Origin of the sequence: Microbacterium sorbitolivorans (assembly GCF_003327285.1) — a bacterium.
GTDB classification, from domain to species: Bacteria; Actinomycetota; Actinomycetes; order Actinomycetales; family Microbacteriaceae; genus Microbacterium; species Microbacterium sorbitolivorans.
The window spans coordinates 645,145-661,544 of the sequence record NZ_KZ848473.1 but is presented as its reverse complement, the minus strand read 5'-3'; the positions used below and the strand labels follow the sequence as shown (position 1 = coordinate 661,544).

Below are 16,400 nucleotides of genomic sequence, written 5' to 3'. Positions count from 1 at the left end.
GTCTAGGTGTGGTCTAGGCACGGGCCAGGCTCGATGCCTTACGAGAGTAGGGCGGTCCAGGTGGTCTAACTACTTCCTACCCCTACATGTTGGGGGAAAGAGAGTAATAGATAGGGAACTCGCCTGGACCACGTGGACCAGCCTGGACCGCGCGCCGACCGCGACCCGCTTTTCCGGGGCGCCCCCAAATCACCCCGCGCCCAATTTTCCGTTTTCACACAAGGGCCTCAAATATCCACGAGAAGCCCTGATCAGCATCGAATACCGAGAGGATCCGACGACATGACCGCCGAAACTTCTGAGACGCTCGAGCCCGGTCGTTGGGTCCAGTCCGTTGACGAGTTCGAGGCCGCGGCGACGTGGCTGACGGGCGTGGACCAGCCTCAGCTGATCGCGCTGCGCTCGATCGCCGAGGCGCTCGATGCCGGATCCTTCCAGGCAGCGCTCATCTCGCAGTTCACGCTGATCCATCGCGGCCTGCTCGCTCGCAAGCCGGGGGAGAAGGCCGGCGGATCCGGCGGCGGTGCGGCCTATGACACCGCGATGGACTTCGGCGTGTGGAAGGCGGACGCATGAACGCGCCCGAGCCCACGGTCTACGCGCAGCCGTACGACGACATCGCGCCGTGGCCCCCGACACGCTGGACCGAGCCGCTCGCGCCAGATTTCCCGAGCGCGTTCGATAGCTACCGGGCGCTGTTCCGCGTCGTCTGGTTCGCGGCGTTCGCGTACACCCTCGAGGTGTGGCAGGAGACGCTGTTGCGTCACGTGTTCGAGCTGTACCCCGAGGGGCACAAGCGCGCCGGCCAGCTGCGCTGGCGTCAAGTCGTCGTGTCGCTCGGCCGGCAGAACGGCAAGACCGAGATCGCGTGCGCGGTCGCGCTTATCGTGTTGCTGATGAAGGCGCGGCCGCTGTTGATCGGCATCGCCTCGACCGTCGACCAGGCGAACCTGATCTACCAGCGCACGATGTACGTCATCAACCAGAGCCCGCGCCTGCGCGCGAAGTTCGCCGCGACGACGCGCACGCGCGGCATCCGCACGCACGACGGCGGATCCTACGAGCTGAAGGCGAACAAGTCGGGGGCGCTGCAGGGTATCCCGCTCGATGCCGGCCTCGTGGACGAGCTTCACCTGCTGTTGCGCGAAGTGTGGGATGACCTCGTGAACGGCCTCGGCGGGCGCGCGAACTCGTTCGTTTTCGGCATCACGACGGCCGGCAACGACGACTCGGACCTGCTGCTCTCGCTCTACGCCAAGGGCGCCGAGTCGATCGAGAACGGCGGGGCCGGCCGCGTCGCGTTCTTCTGCTGGGAAGCACTCAACGCGCTGATGCCCGACGACGACGACGAGCTTGGCCGTGAGCTCGCCCGCGCGAACCCGGCCGTCGCGTGCGGGCGCGTCGACCTCGAGACCACGATCGAGGACGTGCGCTCGATGCCCGAGCCCGGCGCGATCCGCTACCGCCTCAACCGCTTCACCGGATCCGAGAACGTGTTCATCTCGGGCGCGATGTGGAACGCCTGCCACGACGACGTCGCATGGCCGGCGGGCGCCGCGCCGATCTTCGTTGTCGACCGCACGCCCGACTGGTCCTACGCATCGATCGGCGCGTTCACCAAGCTCGAGGACGGCCGCATCTACTGCGACCTCGTCGCCTCGTTCGTGCGCCCGGCGCTCGAGCAGCTGGTCGATGCGTGCGTGACGCTCGCGAAGTGGAACCCGACGACGTACGGCATCGACGGCTACGCGCTGCGCGACCTCGGCCGCGCGCTCGAGGACCGCGGCCTGCCGGTCACGTTCGGCACGCAGGCCGATGCACTCAATGGATCCGCGCTGTTCTACAGCAAGGTCAAGCAGAAGCTCATCGTGCACCCCGGTCACGCGCTGTTGGCGATGCAGATACCGAAGGCCGTGCGCAAGGACGTAGGCGAGGGTTTCCGCGTGTCGCGGGCGAAGTCGGGGCAGATCGACGCCGTGATGACGCACGTTCAGGGCGTGCTGTTGGCTGACGTTCAGCGCGATACGAGCCTGCAGATCTTCTAGCTATCAATCCTGGGCAAACCTGCCCATAGTGCGCGATTCCTCACTCGCGCGACTCGAGCGCCGCGGGGGATCCTCGGGGGCATGGGGTTCAGAGAGTGGTGGACAGGCGAGCAGCACCGCGCCGAGGCGGATGCCCCGGACGTGGTGCCGCCGTCTGATCCGTCGACCGCGATCACCGCGCCCTCGCGCGACGAGATCGGATCCCGCGGCGTCGCCTCGCGCGAGGCGCTCGGCCTCGGCGCCGTGTTCCGCGCCGTCGACATCCGCGCGACCGCGCTGCGCCAGATCAGCTTCGACCAGAAGCGAGGCGGCCTGATCCTCGAGGACCGGCCCCGGATCCTCGACAAGCCCGATCCGCTCGCGAGCCGTCGCGCGTTCATCGAGATGACCGGCGTGAGCCTCGACCTCACCGGCAACGCCTACTGGCGCCTCGGCTACGCGCCCGGCGCGATCAAGGGCATCGACAAGCCCGTTACCGCCGAGGTCCTCAACCCGAACGACGTGCTCATCGACACGAACTCGGCCGGCAACGTCACCGGCTACCGCCACCGCGGCAAGCAGCTCGGCGTGTACGACGTGAAGCACCTCGCACGCCTGCGGATCCCCGGCACGCCGTATGGGCTCGGCCCGATCCAGGCGGCGCAGGTTGAGTTGCGCGGATCCCTCGATGTCGCGAAGTACGGATCCGAGTTCATCTACAACGGCGACGTGCCGAGCGGCACGCTCAAGAGTGACCAGCGCCTCAGCAAGGAGCAGGCGGACGACGCCCGCACGCAGTGGGAGCAGTCGCGCGGCGGCAAGCGTAGCGTCGCGGTCCTCGGTGCCGGCCTCGACTACAAGCCGATCTTCCTGTCGCCGAAGGACGCGCAGTTCGTGGAGTCGCAGCAGTGGTCCGTCACGACCGTGGCCCGCATCTTCGGCGCCCCGCGCTCGCTCATGCTCGTCACCGACGGCGACAGCCAGACCTACCAGAACGTCGAACAAGACTGGCTCGGTTTCGTCCGCTTCGGCCTCGCGGGCGTGCTCACCGAGATCGAGGACGCGCTCACCGACCTGCTGCCCCGCGGATCCGAGGCCGTGTCGAACACCGCGGCACTGCTGAAGACCGACACCAAGACGCGCTACGAGACGCACAATCTCGCGCTCGCGGGCCGCTGGCGTACGCGCCGCGAGATCCGCGAGATCGAAGGTCTCTCGCCTGAGCCCGTAGGCGGCTGGGACGACGAGCCCGCATCAGAACCGGAAGAGGTAACGGCATGACTGTGAACCTGGATGAGCCGCAGACACGCGCATTCGAGGCGCGCGCCGCGGCCGAGACCGAGGCCCGCGAGATCAGCGGCGTCGGCGTGCCGCTCGATGACGAGACGCTCATCTTCCGCGGCTTCTACGAGTCGTTCGCGCAGGACTGCGTGTTCGAGGGCATCGAGCGATCGAAGCTCCACTACCGACACGGCGAGGTCATCGGCGTCGTCGCTTCCAATGAGCGGGCCGCCGGCTCTCTCAACGTCGTCACGCGCGTCTCGCAGACACGCGCCGGAGACGACGCCCTCACGCTCGCTCGTGACGGCGCGCTCGACTCGTTCTCGATCGGCTTCGTGCCCATCGAGTGGGAGCAGCGCGACGACGAGGACGGCGTGCATGTCCGACACACCAAGGTGCGCGTCAACGAGTTCTCCCTCGTGCCGTCGCCTGCCTACCCCAACGCCACCGTGACCGAGGTGCGCGAACGCACCCCCGAAGGGAACAGCATCATGACCGACAACAAGCCCGACACGATCGACGGCGAGAAGTTCGCCGCCGACCTCGCACAGCTGCGCGCCGACCAGACCGAGCTGATGCGCATGATCGTCGCAGGCCAGACCCGCGACGCCGACGGCGAGCAGACCGGCGAGCGACGCTCTGCCGGCGCGATCCTCCAGGCGCTCGTGAACGGCGACGAGGCCACGCGCGACTACGTCAACACCGTGATGGAGCGCGCCTACACCGGCGGCACCAGCGCCGACAGCCCGATCAAGGACGCATGGGTCGGAGACCTCACCCGCATCTTCGATTCCTCGGCTGGCGTTCTCTCGGCGTTCTTCGCCGAGGGCGTGCTGCCCGACAAGGGCATGAACATCGAGTACGCGCAGCTGAAGTCGAACACCGTCACGGTGACCGAGCAGGAGAATGAGGGCGATGACCTCGCGTTCGGCAAGGTCGTCCTCGAGGCCAAGACGGCGCCCGTCAAGACCTACGGCGGCTACACGCAGCTGACGCGCCAGCAGATCCTGCGCTCGACTCTGCCGATCCTCGACCGCTCGCTCGAGGCGATGAGCGTCGCCGCCGGCGCACGCAAGAAGGCCGTCCTGCGCGCCGCCTACCTCGCGCTCGTCACCGCGCGCACCGCCGAGACCGACGGCACGCTCGCGCTCGGCGCGACGCTCGCGACCGCGACCGCGTACGACTGGACCGACCTGATCGTGGATGCGGCCGTGAAGTTCGACACGCTCGCGCTCTCGCTCGATGGTCTGCTCGTCTCGCCTGACGTGTTCAAGAGCCTCAACCGCCTCGAGATCGACGGCCACAAGGTCTTCCGCGTCGCGAGCGAGAAGGACCTCATCGGCTCGCTCGACCTGTCGGCGATCTCGGGCGACCTCTCGGGCGTCGCCGTCATCGGTGACCCCGGCCGCACCGGCGAGGCCGCCGAGTTCGCGACGCGCCGCGCCGTGCGCCAGTACGACTCGGCCGTGACCCAGCTGCAGGACGAGAACATCATCAACCTGTCGAAGGACTTCAGCGTGTACCGCTTCGGCGCGACCGCAACGGAGATCCCCGAGGGCGTCGTACCCGTCACCTTCGGCGCCGGAGCGTAACCATGAGCACGCCCGCGATCGAAGCCGACGAGGTCACCCTCGAGTGGTTCGTCAACGCGCGCACGGCTCCCGACGCGCAGCTCGCGGCGTTCGCAAGCGACTGCACGGCCGAGGCCGAGGCGCTCGTCGCGCGTCACGTGCGTGACGCCGACGTGCCCGAGGTCATTCGGTCGCGGGCCGTGCTCGAGGTCGGCGCCGACCTGTTCTACCGCCGTGCCGCACGCAACGGCGTCGTGCAGTTCGGATCCGGCGTCGAAGCGGCAAGCGTCGTCCGCATCAACCGCGACCCGATGACGCAGGCATATCCACTGCTCGCACCGTATCTTCCGATGGCGTTCGCATGAGTACCCGAGAGCGCGCGATCCTGCTGCGCGACGACATCGAGGCCGCCTGCGACGCGGCCGGCCTCGACCACGTGCTCGTCACGATCGACCCGCTCGAGGCGGGCGCCGGCTACACCTACGGCGCCGTCGTCGTGCTGCCCCCGAAGCTCGAGTTCACCTCGTGGAACGAGACCACCGAGACGTGGACGGTGCACGTCGCCGCCGGGCCGTGGGACGACATCAACGCCGCGTGGGACACCCTCGAGGGCATCATCGGGGCGATGCGCGCCGCGGCGATCAACCTCGCCAACGGCACCCCCACCCCGATGCTCGTCGCCGACGGCGAGCCGCCTATGCCCGGCTACGAGCTCGAGCTTGTGCCGGATCCGATCCACGACATCTAAGGAGCCATCATGGCTAACGCACTCGGCCCCGGCACGCTGACCCTCGGCGAGACCGGCACACTTCGACAGTTCGCAGCCCACACGACCGCCACCTCGCTCGTCCCGTCGTATTCCGACGGCGACGTGCTCGACCTGCTGGACGGCTCGACCGAGCGCGAGCAGGACGAGGAAACGTGGGCACTCGAGGGCACGATCCGACAGCAGCTCGAGACCGACGCCCTCGAGGACTGGTGCCTCACGAACGCCGGCAAGGAAGTGACGTTCACGTTCAAGCCCGTGAACAGCGTGACCAAGACCTACACCGGCACCTGCCGGATCCGCGCCGTGAACATCGGCGGCGACGTGAAGACCAAAAACACCTCGGACTTCTCGTTCCCGATCATCGGGCGCCCTGAGATCGAGTAATCATGGCCGAGCACTCGCGCAAGCCGGGCTTCACCCTCAACGGTGCATCGAACCTCTCGCGGACGCTGCGCCGCGCGGGCGTCGACATCCGCGAGCTGAAGCCCGTCAACCGCGAGGCGGCAGAGATCGCCATGAAGCGTGCCGGCACCGAGGTGCCGAAGCGCAGCGGCCGACTCGCACAGACCCTGCGCGTCGGCGCGACGAACCGCGCCGGCGTCATCAGGGCCGGCAACAACCGCGCCAACGGGGGAGTTCCCTACGCGGGCGCGATCCACTGGGGTTGGCCCGACCGCGACATCGCGGCACACCCGTTCATCGCCAAGAGCGCTCGCGAGACCGAGCACAAGTGGCGGCAACTGTACGAGCGATTCTCCGAGCAGGCGATCGCAAAAGTGAAAGGCAAGTGAGATGCAGGAATACAAGATCGGCCTGTCTGACGGCACCGAGTGCATCGTGCGCCCGACCCTGCTCGACAAGGTCGGCGCCGAGACGTACTTCCGCGCCAATAAGCGCTTCGGCAGCATCGCCGACAACCCGTTCCGCTTCAACGCCGTCCTCGCCTGGTCGGCCGGCAAGCGCGCCGGCCACTTCGACGTGTCGTTCGATCAGTTCCTCGAGGGCACGAACGCCGACGAGGTTCACGCGATCGACGTCGACCCGTACGAGGCGGACGACGCGCCGGAGGTTGAGGGCCTGGGGGAAGACACCCCAGCGGATCCGCTCGTGAGCTGATCTGCGCCCTCGCTATCGAGACCGGGATCGCACCGAGCGCCCTGCTCCGCGAGGACCCCCTCGATATTCACACGATGGTCGGCATCCTGACCGATCGAGCAGCAGAAGCACAGTCCCGAAGGAAGTGAGCTGACATGGCCGGCAAGACCGCTATCCTCAGTGTCCGCATCGTCGGCGACGCCACCGAGGCGTCGAAGGCGTTTCGCGAGGCTGAGAAGCGCGCGAAGGCGATGCAGTCCACCTTCGAGCGTGCTTCCAAGGGCGCGGCGGCGGCGCTCGCGGGCCTCGCCGCGACCGCGTGGCATGTTGCCGGCGTCGCGAGCGAGGCCGAGCAGGCGGCCGGCGCTGTCGAATCGATCTTCGGTGCCTCGTCCGACGCGATCCTCGCGTACGCCGAGGACGCCGCGCAGGCGGTCGGCCTGTCGGCGCAGTCGTACAACGCTCTCGCGAGCGTGCTCGGCGCGCAGATGGAGAACATGGGGCTCGCGGGATCCGAGCTCACGACGCAGACCGACACGCTCATCGCGCTCGGTGCTGACCTCGCGGCGACGTTCGGCGGCACGACCGCCGACGCCGTCGAGGCGGTCTCGAGCCTGCTGCGCGGCGAGCGTGACCCGATCGAGCGCTACGGCGTGTCGATCACCGAGGCGTCGGTTAAGGCGCAGGCGCTCTCGATGGGCCTCGGTGACCTGTATGCCGCGGGCGATGCCAACGCGAAGATGCAGGCCACGCTGGCACTGCTGACGAGCCAGACGAGCGCCGCGCAAGGCCAGTTCGCGCGAGAGTCCGACACGGCCGCGGGCGCGCAGGCACGCGCGACCGCTGAGTGGGAGAACGCTCAGGCCAAGCTCGGCGAGGCCCTGCTGCCAACCCTCGTGGAGCTCGCGGGCATCCTCGAGAAGGTCGCGACGTGGGCCTCGGAGAACTCGGAGACTGTGCAGGCCCTCGCGGTCGCGCTCGGCATCTTCGCGGCCGCGCTCGTCACCGCGCGCGCCGCGCAGATCGCGATGAACATCACCATGAGCGCTAACCCGGTCGGCATCGTCATCACCGCGCTCGGCGCCCTCGTCGCCGGTATCGTGCTCGTCGCGACGCACTGGGAGGACATCAAGACGGCCGCTCAGCCCGTCCTCGACTGGCTCAGCGACGCGCTGCAGGCCGTGGTCGACTGGTTCAAGGCGATCGGCGACTGGTTCGCGAACGTCGGTTCTTCCATCGGAGACTTTTTCTCGGGCGACTGGCTCGGCATTCAGCAGACCGCGACGGTCGCATACCAGGCAGACACGACCGCTCTCGCGGGCGTGTCTAACCTGTCGGCGACGATGCAGGCGGTCTCTGCGGGCGTGCCGTCGCTCTCTGCGATCACCTCGCGCATCGCGCCCGCCCGCGGATCCGCTGCGCGCTCGGCCGGCGACACGTACAACGTCACCGTGAACGGCGCGATCGACGCCGACGGCACCGCCCGCACGATCGAGAAGGTGCTCAACAAGCGCACCGGCCGCACCGGCAAGACCACCGGGGGCACCCGATGGCGCTGACCGACGCACCCGAGATCCGCATCGACGGCGAGGCCGTGTCGTCGTCGTGGCGCGACACCGGCCGTATCGGTCTCGAGGGCATCAAGATCACGTGGGGCCGCTCGTCGCACATCGACCGCGCCAACCCGGCGCAGCTGTACTGCGAGATCATCGACCCGCGTGCGCACCTCAACGGCTACCAGGCCCTCACCGGTAAGCCGATCGAGGTGTGGCGCGCGGGCGATGACGTGAGCCCGGCCCGCCGCATCTTCAACGGCCGCGTCGATGACTACGACGTCGAGATCCGCTGGATCTCGGATCCGCACACGTTCACCCGCCGCCGCGTATGGGTCCTCTCGATTCAGGCGAGCGACAAGCTTGCCGAGCTCGCCAAGGCCGTGCTCCCTGGCCCCGGCGTGGTTGACCTCGTCGTGCAGGCGGCCGGGCCGGCTTACTGGGGATACCTCGAGCGCCTTGCAGTTGACGGCTTCGTGCGCCCCGCGCGTCACGTCGTCGCGATGATGGAGCAGGGCGCCGATCAGATCGTTGACGCGATCGACTGGAATGACCCCTACGACGGCATGGAGATGGTCACGCGCCTGATCCCGTGGGGCGAAGGCAAGAGCATTCTCGATCTCATCGAGGGCACCTACGCGATCCACCCGCTCGGCTACCCGATCTACGAGCCCTCGAGCAACGCGGTCCTGCTCGGCAAGCCCGCTGTCGGCCCGGCCGTGAAGCTCGCCTACGAGAGCAACGTGATTAACATGCGCGTCGGCACCGCCGGCTACGCGATCCCCGCATCGAAGATCGTCGTTCCCGACGGGTACAAGGCCGCGACCGGCGCCGACGAGTCGATCGACATCGTGCAGGTGACGCAGACCGCGTTCACCCTCGGCGACGACACCGACGGCGGCCTGTTCTCGGCCGAGTACAAGACCGTCACCGAGCACGCCGTCGACGGATACGACGGCTCGCTCGTCGGCCGGCGCGAGCACCGCATCGAGGTCGACCTGCTTGCCGCGTACGAGGATCCAGCCAACCCCGACCCGGACCCCGAGACGCCCGGCGGCGACTACGAATGGCCGTTCTCGCTCGACTACGTCACCTCGGACTACGGCTGGCGCACGGCGCCCTACGAGGGTTTCCACGCCGGCATCGACTTCAGCTATGCCGGCATCGGCGGCGCTGCCATTCACCCGGTCGGCGCTGGCACCGTGTCGCTGATCCTGTCGGTCAACGACGGCTGGCACGGCTGGGGCAACGGCGTACAGATCGACCACGGCGACGGCCTCAAGACGGTCTATGCGCACATGGTCAACGCGCCGAGCGTCATCAACGGCCAGGCCGTTGAGAAGACCACCGTGCTCGGCTACGTCGGCAACACCGGCAACTCGTTCGGCAACCATCTTCACCTCGAGACGTGGCTCAACGGCCAGCACATGAACCCGCACAGCTGGATGGACCTCTACGGCCATGAGACCGCACCAGCGCCGATCGCTGGCGAGGGTGACATCGGCGAGCGGATCGCCTCGGAGACCGCCGACGCGCTGGCACAGCTGCGCGGCGCGGCCGTCATGCCGACACTGCGCCTCGACTGGCGCAACTTCGACTACGACTACCCGATCACGTACGGGTGGCTCGACACGTCGTGCAAGCAGGTGCCGGTCTACTTCCCCGGATCCGTGTTCGCCGACCTGCTCGACATCTCGCGTGTGCACCAGTTCATCGGCGGCACCCTCGTCTACGCCGACGGCGGGTGGACGCATGACCTCACTGCAGCGCCCGCGCTCATGGCGAGAGCCGGCCTCACGGTCGCCGAGCTCGTCACGACCGACCCGCCGCTGATCGGCCAGTTCGCCGACGACATCTCGATTGCCGACCTCGGCAACGTTCATGAAGGGATCCACTAATGGCCGGCATCACAGAGCACGGTATCCGGTACCCCGACGGCGCTAGCAAGGCGAAGAACCTCGGCCCCGAGCTGGAGACGTTCGCGAAGGACGTTGACAAGCACATCGATGACCGGACGAGCGCCGCCGGTCTTCAAGGTCTGGTCGAAGATCTCGTACCGCCGCTGGTCAACGATCTCGTACCGCCGCTGGTCGAAGATGAACTCAATGACGCTAGCATTGCACGCCGCACGGACCCGGCGTACCCCTGGATGACTGTCGGGGATCCTCTCGTCTTTTGGAAGGATCAGAACGGTTTCGGAACGTTCCTTGAGGCTCGCCGGTCGGACGGGGCACCCACGCCTCAGTCGGCCACGCTGATCGCTCGCGTGCTCACCGAACTCGGATTCAATCTCACGGGTGGCGGCTCCACTGATCCAGGCTCACCTTCTGACCTCGCCGGCCCCATCGTTTGCGCAGGCGACTCGCTCACGGCGAACGACAACTGGGTACAAGTCCTGGCAGATGACACGTTTATCAACACCGTGGACCTCGGACAGGCGGGGCAATCCTCGACCGAGGTAGCGTTTCGACTCGGTGCGCTCCCCGTGAAGATGACTGTGAGCGGGAACACGATCCCTGCGTCGGGAAGTGTCGACGTCATCGCGCTCGACCCTGACGCTACCTGGAGGACCACTTCGGTTCAGTGGTACGTCAAGGGTTGGCTCGCTGGCGTGTACGGCACATATTGGTTCCGCTCGGCGTCGAACCTTACCCCGCGCTTCGTCCGAGACGAAGCGGGCGACTCAGTCCCTTGCCCCGCTGGGACTACGTTCGTCGTCGCCCCGGACGTCCCTCACCGTACGGGCGTCGGCTTTGAGCGCATGCCCCTTATCTATTGGTCGGGTCGTAACAACATCGACAACAGCGCCGGGATCCAGCGCGACGACACGGCCGTGATGAGCCACTTCACGGGTCGCAAGATGATCCTCGCGGTGACCAACGGGACGAGCGAGACATCGAACACCCAGAACTACGCCAAGATTCGAGCGATCAACACCTGGCGTGCCGATAATTGGCCCACTCAGTTCTGGGATGTCCGGGAGTGGTTGGTTCACAAGGCGATTTATGCGATGGGCCTAACCCCGACATCTGAGGACCTCGCAGCCATGTCGCTGGATGCACCACCGCCTCAAATTATGTCCGATGACATCCACTTCAACCCTGCGTGCTCTACGGCCCTCGGGCACGAGATCGCGTTCCAGATGCGAAAGCGAGGTCTCTAAATGGTTGCCCACACGATCCCCCAGGCGATGAGCGGGTCGCCGTTCTACCGGCCTGCCCCGCTGCTCAATCCGTTCCCGTACAACCGCATTGTGCCGGGCATGGCACCCGACGCGCTGGGATCGCCGATCACTGCTATACCGACTGGGCCGGGCTCCACGAACCCGTCGATCCCGGCCGTGGTGGGCGACCCCATTAAGCGAGGCTCGGGCACGGGCTTCAGCTTCGCGGAGCTGGACGGCGTGAACGACGCGTTGAGCGTATCGACGGATCCTAATTCCCGTGCCGCCGCCACGATCATGATCGTGGCAAGGCTCAAGTCGACAGCGGGCTTCCAGACGATCTTCTTCAACGGCCCCTCGGGGGCTAACAGGTGGGACCTCACGCTCTTCGATGCTGGCCCGAACCGGCTGCGATACGTCTACTCCAGCTCGGACACGACCCTCGCGACGCATCCGTGGATCCCGGATACTGACTGGCACGTATTCACGGTCACGCGCACAGCATCGACGGTGAACATCGGCGTCGACCTCCAGTTCTCGCCCACGCTCGGCATCACGACCGATCCCTCTCTCAGCACTATCCGGGTGGGGCAGCGTCGAGGCTCGGGCGCCCAAAGTCAGGCAATCGACATCGCAGAGGTCATAGTTTTCCCGACCCTCGCCGTTAGCGAATTTCGCGTGGCAGAGGTAAAGAACCTGATGGCCTACTACGGACTCCGCTGGGGAGATGACGTAAAGCCATGACCGAATACGTAGACCTCGGCCACGGTCGCGGCTGGGCATCCGCCGAGGCCGCGGCATCGATCCGGCGCATCGACGCCGCGCTCGGCCACGAGATGCAGATCACCGAGGCCGGCCGCTCGGCCGAGCAGGCGGACGCGAACCACGCCGCCTACCAGGCATACCTCAACGGCACCGGCCCCTGGGCACCGCTCGCGTTCGATTCCAAGAACAGCGTGCACTGCTGGGGCAATGCGATCGACACCGACGAGGGGCAGCAGCACCTCGAGCTACTCGAAGATCACGGCTGGATCCGCACCGTGTACCGCGGCGGTGTGCTTATCGAGCCGTGGCATTTCGAGTACGCCACGACCCGCGACAACCACTACACAACTGAAAGTGAGGACGACATGTTCACCGAAACAGACCGCGCCAACCTCGAGTTCATCAAGAACCAGCTCGGCGGATCCGGCAGCCGAAAGACGAGCGCCCGCGAGGACCTCGACCAGGTTATCCGCAACCAGGAGACGCACTCGAGCGCGCTCGGCTGGATCAAGCAGCGCATCGGCGGATCCGTCAAGAACGCCGGCCAGAGCCTCACCGACCTGCTGCGTCGATGACCGAAACGCTCGTGATCGCGCTGCTGGTTTTCCTCGGCACCGTGATCGCCGCGCTCGTTGCCGGTGGTGTGACCCTCGCAGTGCAACTCACGAGGTGGAAAGCCGACAACCACCTGTTGTGGCTGCATAACCGCCAGCTCATTGACCACATCTACCGCGGCAACCCGCCGCCGCCGCCGCCACCCCCGCCGGGCCTGTTCGACTAGGAGGAACCATGACTAACCCGACCGAAACCCCCAACAAGTGGATCCCGCGCCCCGAGATCCGCGCGTGGCTCTACGGCATCGCGATCACCGTCGGCGCCCTGCTCGTCGGCTACGGCGTGCTCACGGCCGAGCAGAGCGGACTCTGGCTCTCGCTCGTCGGCGCGATCCTCACCGGATCCAACGCCGTCGCCGCGAAGAACCTACCGCGGCGGTAGATCATAGCGGCCGCTGCGCCGCGCGAGCGCCTCGCGATGAGCGCTCAGCGCGGCGCGAACGGCCGTATAGATGATGATCCACAGGATCAGGCACGATACGAGAAACACGACGACACCGGCGACGAGGCCAGCCCAAGCGCCGGCCTCGAGCATTTCACTGAGATTCACACCTCGAGGGTATCGGCTATGCGGCGAGCTTGATGACCGTGCCGGCCGCGGCCGCTCGCATCGAGTCGTCATCGAGATGAAGGTAGCGCTGCGTCGTCGCGAGCGAGCTATGCCCGAGCATTGCCTGGACCGCTCGCAGGTCTCGAGTCGCACGGTACGCGGCCGTCGCGCCCGCGTGCCGGAGAGCGTGCGGATGCCAACCCGTCACGCGCTTGATGATCTTGTGCACCGACTGCGGATGCAGGTGCCCGTCGGTCTCGCCTGGGAAGTAGTGCCCATCGGGTAGCGCGCGCTCAAGGACGCGCAGCGCCGCGAGCACCTCGTCGTTGAGGTACACGACGCGGTCCTTATCGCCCTTGCCGCGCACGTGCAGGCGGTCGCCGTCGCGGTGCATCATCTTGAGCGTCGTGATCTCGCTCAGTCGCAGGCACGCATACCGGCCGAGCATGACGAGCGCACGGTCTCGCGCGTCGGCGCTTCGCAGTGCGCTCGCGATCGCGGCATCGGGCGCGATGCGGGGGAGACGTACCGGCACCGGGATCGAGCCGAGCTCGACCGTTGGATCCACCAGGACGAGCCGCTTCGCGACTGCCCACCGGTAGAAGAGTCGCCAACTCGCGAGGATCGAGTGGCGTGTGTCGCGCGCGAGGTGCCTCGTCGCACCGAGCGCGGTCTCGAGATGCTCGTCGTTCGCGAGCGTGAGTTGCACGCGCCGGCCAAGCCGGGCGACGTGCGCGAGGCGCAGCTTAATCGTGCCGTCTGCGCGGCCGGTCGCTTCTAGCCAGGTGGCGAAGCGCGCGATGATCTCATCGTTTTTCAACGGGCTCATCCCTCGGAATATGCCGCGCTACTGCACGGTCGGCAAGCCTACGCCGCGACGCTCAGGCGCGCGCAGCCGGGCGCGTGAAGTCAACGTGGATAACCTCGGCGGACTTGAAACCGGCAGGTTGTTGGTTCGAGTCCAACTCGGGGAGCTCTAGACGAACCCCACTCTTCGGAGTGGGGGTCGTCTTGTTTCTGCCGTGTTGTCATACGACGACAGGTGAGGCAGAATCGAATCTACAGCAGAACAACGTCGCACATGTCGCACCGGTCAGGCTCGGAGGGGAAGCCGCACCTGACGAAACGGAGAGATCATGGCGACACCTCGTGCGCGCGGAGTGGTCTTCATCCACTCAGCGCCAAAGGCGTTGTGCCCGCACCTTGAATGGGCCGTCGGCCGCTCGATCGGCCGCCCCGTTCACTTCTCGTGGAGCGACCAGCCCGCCCTCCCCGGCACGCGCCGCGCCGCGTTTCCGTGGGACGGCTTCGCCGGCACGGGCGCGATCATCGCGTCCGCGATCCGCGGGTGGGAGCAGCTGCGCTTCGAGGTGACCGAGGAGCCGACGACGGCGTCGCTCGGCGGCCGCTGGATGCACACCCCCGACCTCGGGATCCACCACTCGCAGATGGACGCGGCGGGCAGCATCACGGTGCCGGAGGAGCGGATCCGCGTGGCTCTGGAGCTGACGGATCCGCGGGAGATGCGCCGCGAGCTCGATCTTGCCCTCGGCACGGCCTGGGACGACGAGCTCGAGGTGTTCCGCGTCGCGGGCGACGACGCGCCCGTCGTGTGGCTCTCGAGCAGCGTCGGCTAGGCCGAACACCCCATAGACCAACGTGGCCCCCGGAGAACACTCCGGGGGCCACGTTACGTCTGGCGTGAATCAGCCGTCGTACGAGCGGAACGCCACGACGGCATTGTGTCCGCCGAAGCCGAACGAGTTGCTGATCGCGAGCTGCGGGCCATCGCCGAGAGGCTGGTCCTCGCCCGAGAGCAGGAACGGCACCTCGGGGTCGGGCTCGGTCATGTTGATCGTCGGCGGCGCGACGCGGTCGCGTAGCGCGAGGATCGTGTAGACGGCCTCGAGAGCGCCCGTGCCACCGAGGAGGTGACCGGTCGACGCCTTGGTCGCCGAGACGGGGATCTCGGTGAGGCGGTCGCCGAAGACGTTCTTCAGGGCGTTGTACTCGTTGGGGTCACCCACGGGCGTCGAGGTCGCGTGCGCGTTAATGTGCGTGACCTCCTCCGGTGTGGCGCCGGCCTGCTCGAGCGCGAGGCGCACGGCGCGCTCGGCGCCGCGGCCCTCGGGGTCGTTACCCGTGATGTGGTACGAGTCTGCGCTCACGCCCGCGCCCGCGAGGTAGGCGTAGATCTTCGCGCCGCGCGCCTTGGCGTGCTCTTCCGTCTCGAGGACGATGGCGGCGCCACCCTCACCCATGACGAAGCCGTCGCGGTCGATCGCGCCGGGGCGGGATGCCGTCTCGGGGGAGTCGTTGCGCTTCGACAGCGCCTGAGCCGAGGCAAAGGACGCCATCGTGATGGGGTGGATCGCCGACTCGGCGCCACCGGCGATCACGACGTCGGCGAGGCCATCCTGCAGGTGCTGGTAGGCGTTGCCGATCGACTCGGTGCTCGAGGCGCACGCGCTCACGACGGTGCGGGCGAAGGCCTTCGCGCCGAGCTGAAGGGAGAGGTTGCCGGCGCCGGCGTTCGGCATCAGCATCGGAACCGTGAGGGGCATGACGCGACGGGGGCCCTTTTCGCGCAGGGTGTCCCACGCGTCGAGCAGCGTCCACACGCCGCCGATTCCGGTCGCCCAGTCGATGCCGAGGCGCTCGGGCGCGACGTCGGGGCTACCCGCGTCTTCCCACGCCTCGCGGGCGACGATGAGGGCGAACTGCGTCGAGGGGTCGAGGCGCTTGGCCTCGTGGCGGGGCAGAACGTCGGTGGGACGCACAGATGCCTCTGCCGCGAAGGTGACGGGGAGCTGGTACTGCTCAACCCAGTCGTGTGTCAGCGTACGAGTGCCGGAGACGCCTGCGCGCAGGTTCTTCCAGTTCTCTTCAGCGGTACCGCCGATTGCCGACGATGCGCCGATGCCAGTGACGACGATGCGCTTGGTCATTCGTGGTTTCCTTGCTCCAAATGATGACTATGAGCCGGGCGCCGCGGAGTTCCGCGGCGCCCGGTAT

General features: G+C 67.3%; 20 protein-coding genes. 17 read left to right on the top strand and 3 right to left on the bottom strand.

Annotated features, from left to right (window positions below; genetic code table 11):
• Positions 1-282: 282 nt before the first annotated feature.
• The 16 genes from DTO57_RS03365 to DTO57_RS03290 all read left to right on the top strand — a co-directional run bounded on the left by DTO57_RS03365 (position 283) and on the right by DTO57_RS03290 (position 13,217).
• Positions 283-576, top strand: coding sequence for a hypothetical protein (locus tag DTO57_RS03365; protein ID WP_114116783.1), 294 nt, complete (start codon positions 283-285; stop codon positions 574-576).
• On the top strand, positions 573-2,045 hold the full coding sequence (locus DTO57_RS03360; RefSeq protein ID WP_114116782.1) for a terminase large subunit domain-containing protein: 1,473 nt from the start codon (positions 573-575) through the stop codon (positions 2,043-2,045). The genes DTO57_RS03365 and DTO57_RS03360 overlap by 4 nt, the downstream gene beginning before the upstream one ends.
• 81 nt (positions 2,046-2,126) lie before the next feature.
• Positions 2,127-3,305, top strand: a complete 1,179-nt coding sequence (locus tag DTO57_RS03355; protein ID WP_114116781.1) for a phage portal protein — start codon at positions 2,127-2,129, stop codon at positions 3,303-3,305.
• Positions 3,302-4,897 (top strand): HK97 family phage prohead protease, encoded by a 1,596-nt coding sequence (locus tag DTO57_RS03350; RefSeq protein WP_114116780.1) that lies wholly within the window; start codon positions 3,302-3,304, stop codon positions 4,895-4,897. Before DTO57_RS03355 ends, DTO57_RS03350 begins: the two co-directional genes overlap by 4 nt.
• A gap of 2 nt (positions 4,898-4,899) precedes the next feature.
• Positions 4,900-5,241, top strand: coding sequence for a hypothetical protein (locus tag DTO57_RS03345; RefSeq protein ID WP_114116779.1), 342 nt, complete (start codon positions 4,900-4,902; stop codon positions 5,239-5,241).
• On the top strand, positions 5,238-5,624 hold the full coding sequence (locus DTO57_RS03340) for a hypothetical protein (protein ID WP_114116778.1): 387 nt from the start codon (positions 5,238-5,240) through the stop codon (positions 5,622-5,624). Before DTO57_RS03345 ends, DTO57_RS03340 begins: the two co-directional genes overlap by 4 nt.
• 9 nt (positions 5,625-5,633) lie before the next feature.
• Entirely contained in the window at positions 5,634-6,029 is a 396-nt protein-coding gene (locus DTO57_RS03335; RefSeq protein WP_114116777.1) for a hypothetical protein, read from the top strand.
• Positions 6,030-6,031: 2 nt separating this feature from the next.
• Entirely contained in the window at positions 6,032-6,436 is a 405-nt protein-coding gene (locus DTO57_RS03330) for an HK97 gp10 family phage protein (protein WP_114116776.1), read from the top strand.
• 1 nt (position 6,437) lies between these two features.
• Positions 6,438-6,761 carry a hypothetical protein gene (locus tag DTO57_RS03325; RefSeq protein ID WP_114116775.1) on the top strand — a complete coding sequence of 108 codons (324 nt, stop codon included), beginning with the start codon at positions 6,438-6,440 and terminating at the stop codon, positions 6,759-6,761.
• A 134-nt stretch (positions 6,762-6,895) separates the two neighbouring features.
• The gene (locus DTO57_RS03320) at positions 6,896-8,299 is read left to right on the top strand and encodes a phage tail family protein (protein ID WP_114116774.1); all 1,404 of its coding nucleotides are present in this window, start codon (positions 6,896-6,898) and stop codon (positions 8,297-8,299) included.
• Positions 8,290-10,191: a M23 family metallopeptidase gene (locus tag DTO57_RS03315; protein ID WP_114116773.1), complete on the top strand. Its 1,902-nt coding sequence runs from the start codon at positions 8,290-8,292 to the stop codon at positions 10,189-10,191. Before DTO57_RS03320 ends, DTO57_RS03315 begins: the two co-directional genes overlap by 10 nt.
• Positions 10,191-11,456: a hypothetical protein gene (locus tag DTO57_RS03310; RefSeq protein WP_114116772.1), complete on the top strand. Its 1,266-nt coding sequence runs from the start codon at positions 10,191-10,193 to the stop codon at positions 11,454-11,456. Before DTO57_RS03315 ends, DTO57_RS03310 begins: the two co-directional genes overlap by 1 nt.
• Positions 11,457-12,200: a hypothetical protein gene (locus DTO57_RS03305; RefSeq protein ID WP_114116771.1), complete on the top strand. Its 744-nt coding sequence runs from the start codon at positions 11,457-11,459 to the stop codon at positions 12,198-12,200.
• On the top strand, positions 12,197-12,796 hold the full coding sequence (locus tag DTO57_RS03300; protein WP_114116770.1) for a M15 family metallopeptidase domain-containing protein: 600 nt from the start codon (positions 12,197-12,199) through the stop codon (positions 12,794-12,796). Before DTO57_RS03305 ends, DTO57_RS03300 begins: the two co-directional genes overlap by 4 nt.
• Positions 12,793-13,002 (top strand): hypothetical protein, encoded by a 210-nt coding sequence (locus tag DTO57_RS03295; RefSeq protein WP_114116769.1) that lies wholly within the window; start codon positions 12,793-12,795, stop codon positions 13,000-13,002. Before DTO57_RS03300 ends, DTO57_RS03295 begins: the two co-directional genes overlap by 4 nt.
• Positions 13,003-13,010: 8 nt before the next feature.
• Positions 13,011-13,217 carry a phage holin gene (locus DTO57_RS03290; protein ID WP_114116768.1) on the top strand — a complete coding sequence of 69 codons (207 nt, stop codon included), beginning with the start codon at positions 13,011-13,013 and terminating at the stop codon, positions 13,215-13,217.
• Here DTO57_RS03290 and DTO57_RS14320 read toward each other — a convergent pair.
• Both DTO57_RS14320 and DTO57_RS03285 read right to left on the bottom strand, forming a co-directional pair.
• Positions 13,203-13,385 (bottom strand): hypothetical protein, encoded by a 183-nt coding sequence (locus DTO57_RS14320; RefSeq protein WP_162785639.1) that lies wholly within the window; start codon positions 13,383-13,385, stop codon positions 13,203-13,205. The genes DTO57_RS03290 and DTO57_RS14320 overlap by 15 nt on opposite strands.
• A gap of 16 nt (positions 13,386-13,401) precedes the next feature.
• A complete protein-coding gene (locus DTO57_RS03285; protein WP_114116767.1) occupies positions 13,402-14,214 on the bottom strand; it encodes a tyrosine-type recombinase/integrase in 813 nt (270 codons plus the stop codon).
• A gap of 307 nt (positions 14,215-14,521) precedes the next feature.
• Here DTO57_RS03285 and DTO57_RS03280 point away from each other — a divergent pair, with 307 nt between their 5' ends.
• Complete coding sequence (locus DTO57_RS03280) at positions 14,522-15,022, top strand: DUF3145 domain-containing protein (RefSeq protein ID WP_114116766.1); 501 nt, start codon at positions 14,522-14,524, stop codon at positions 15,020-15,022.
• Between the two features lie 69 nt (positions 15,023-15,091).
• On the opposite strand, the gene DTO57_RS03275 is transcribed toward DTO57_RS03280, so the two are convergent.
• Entirely contained in the window at positions 15,092-16,333 is a 1,242-nt protein-coding gene (locus DTO57_RS03275) for a beta-ketoacyl-[acyl-carrier-protein] synthase family protein (RefSeq protein WP_114116765.1), read from the bottom strand.
• Positions 16,334-16,400 lie beyond the last annotated feature (67 nt).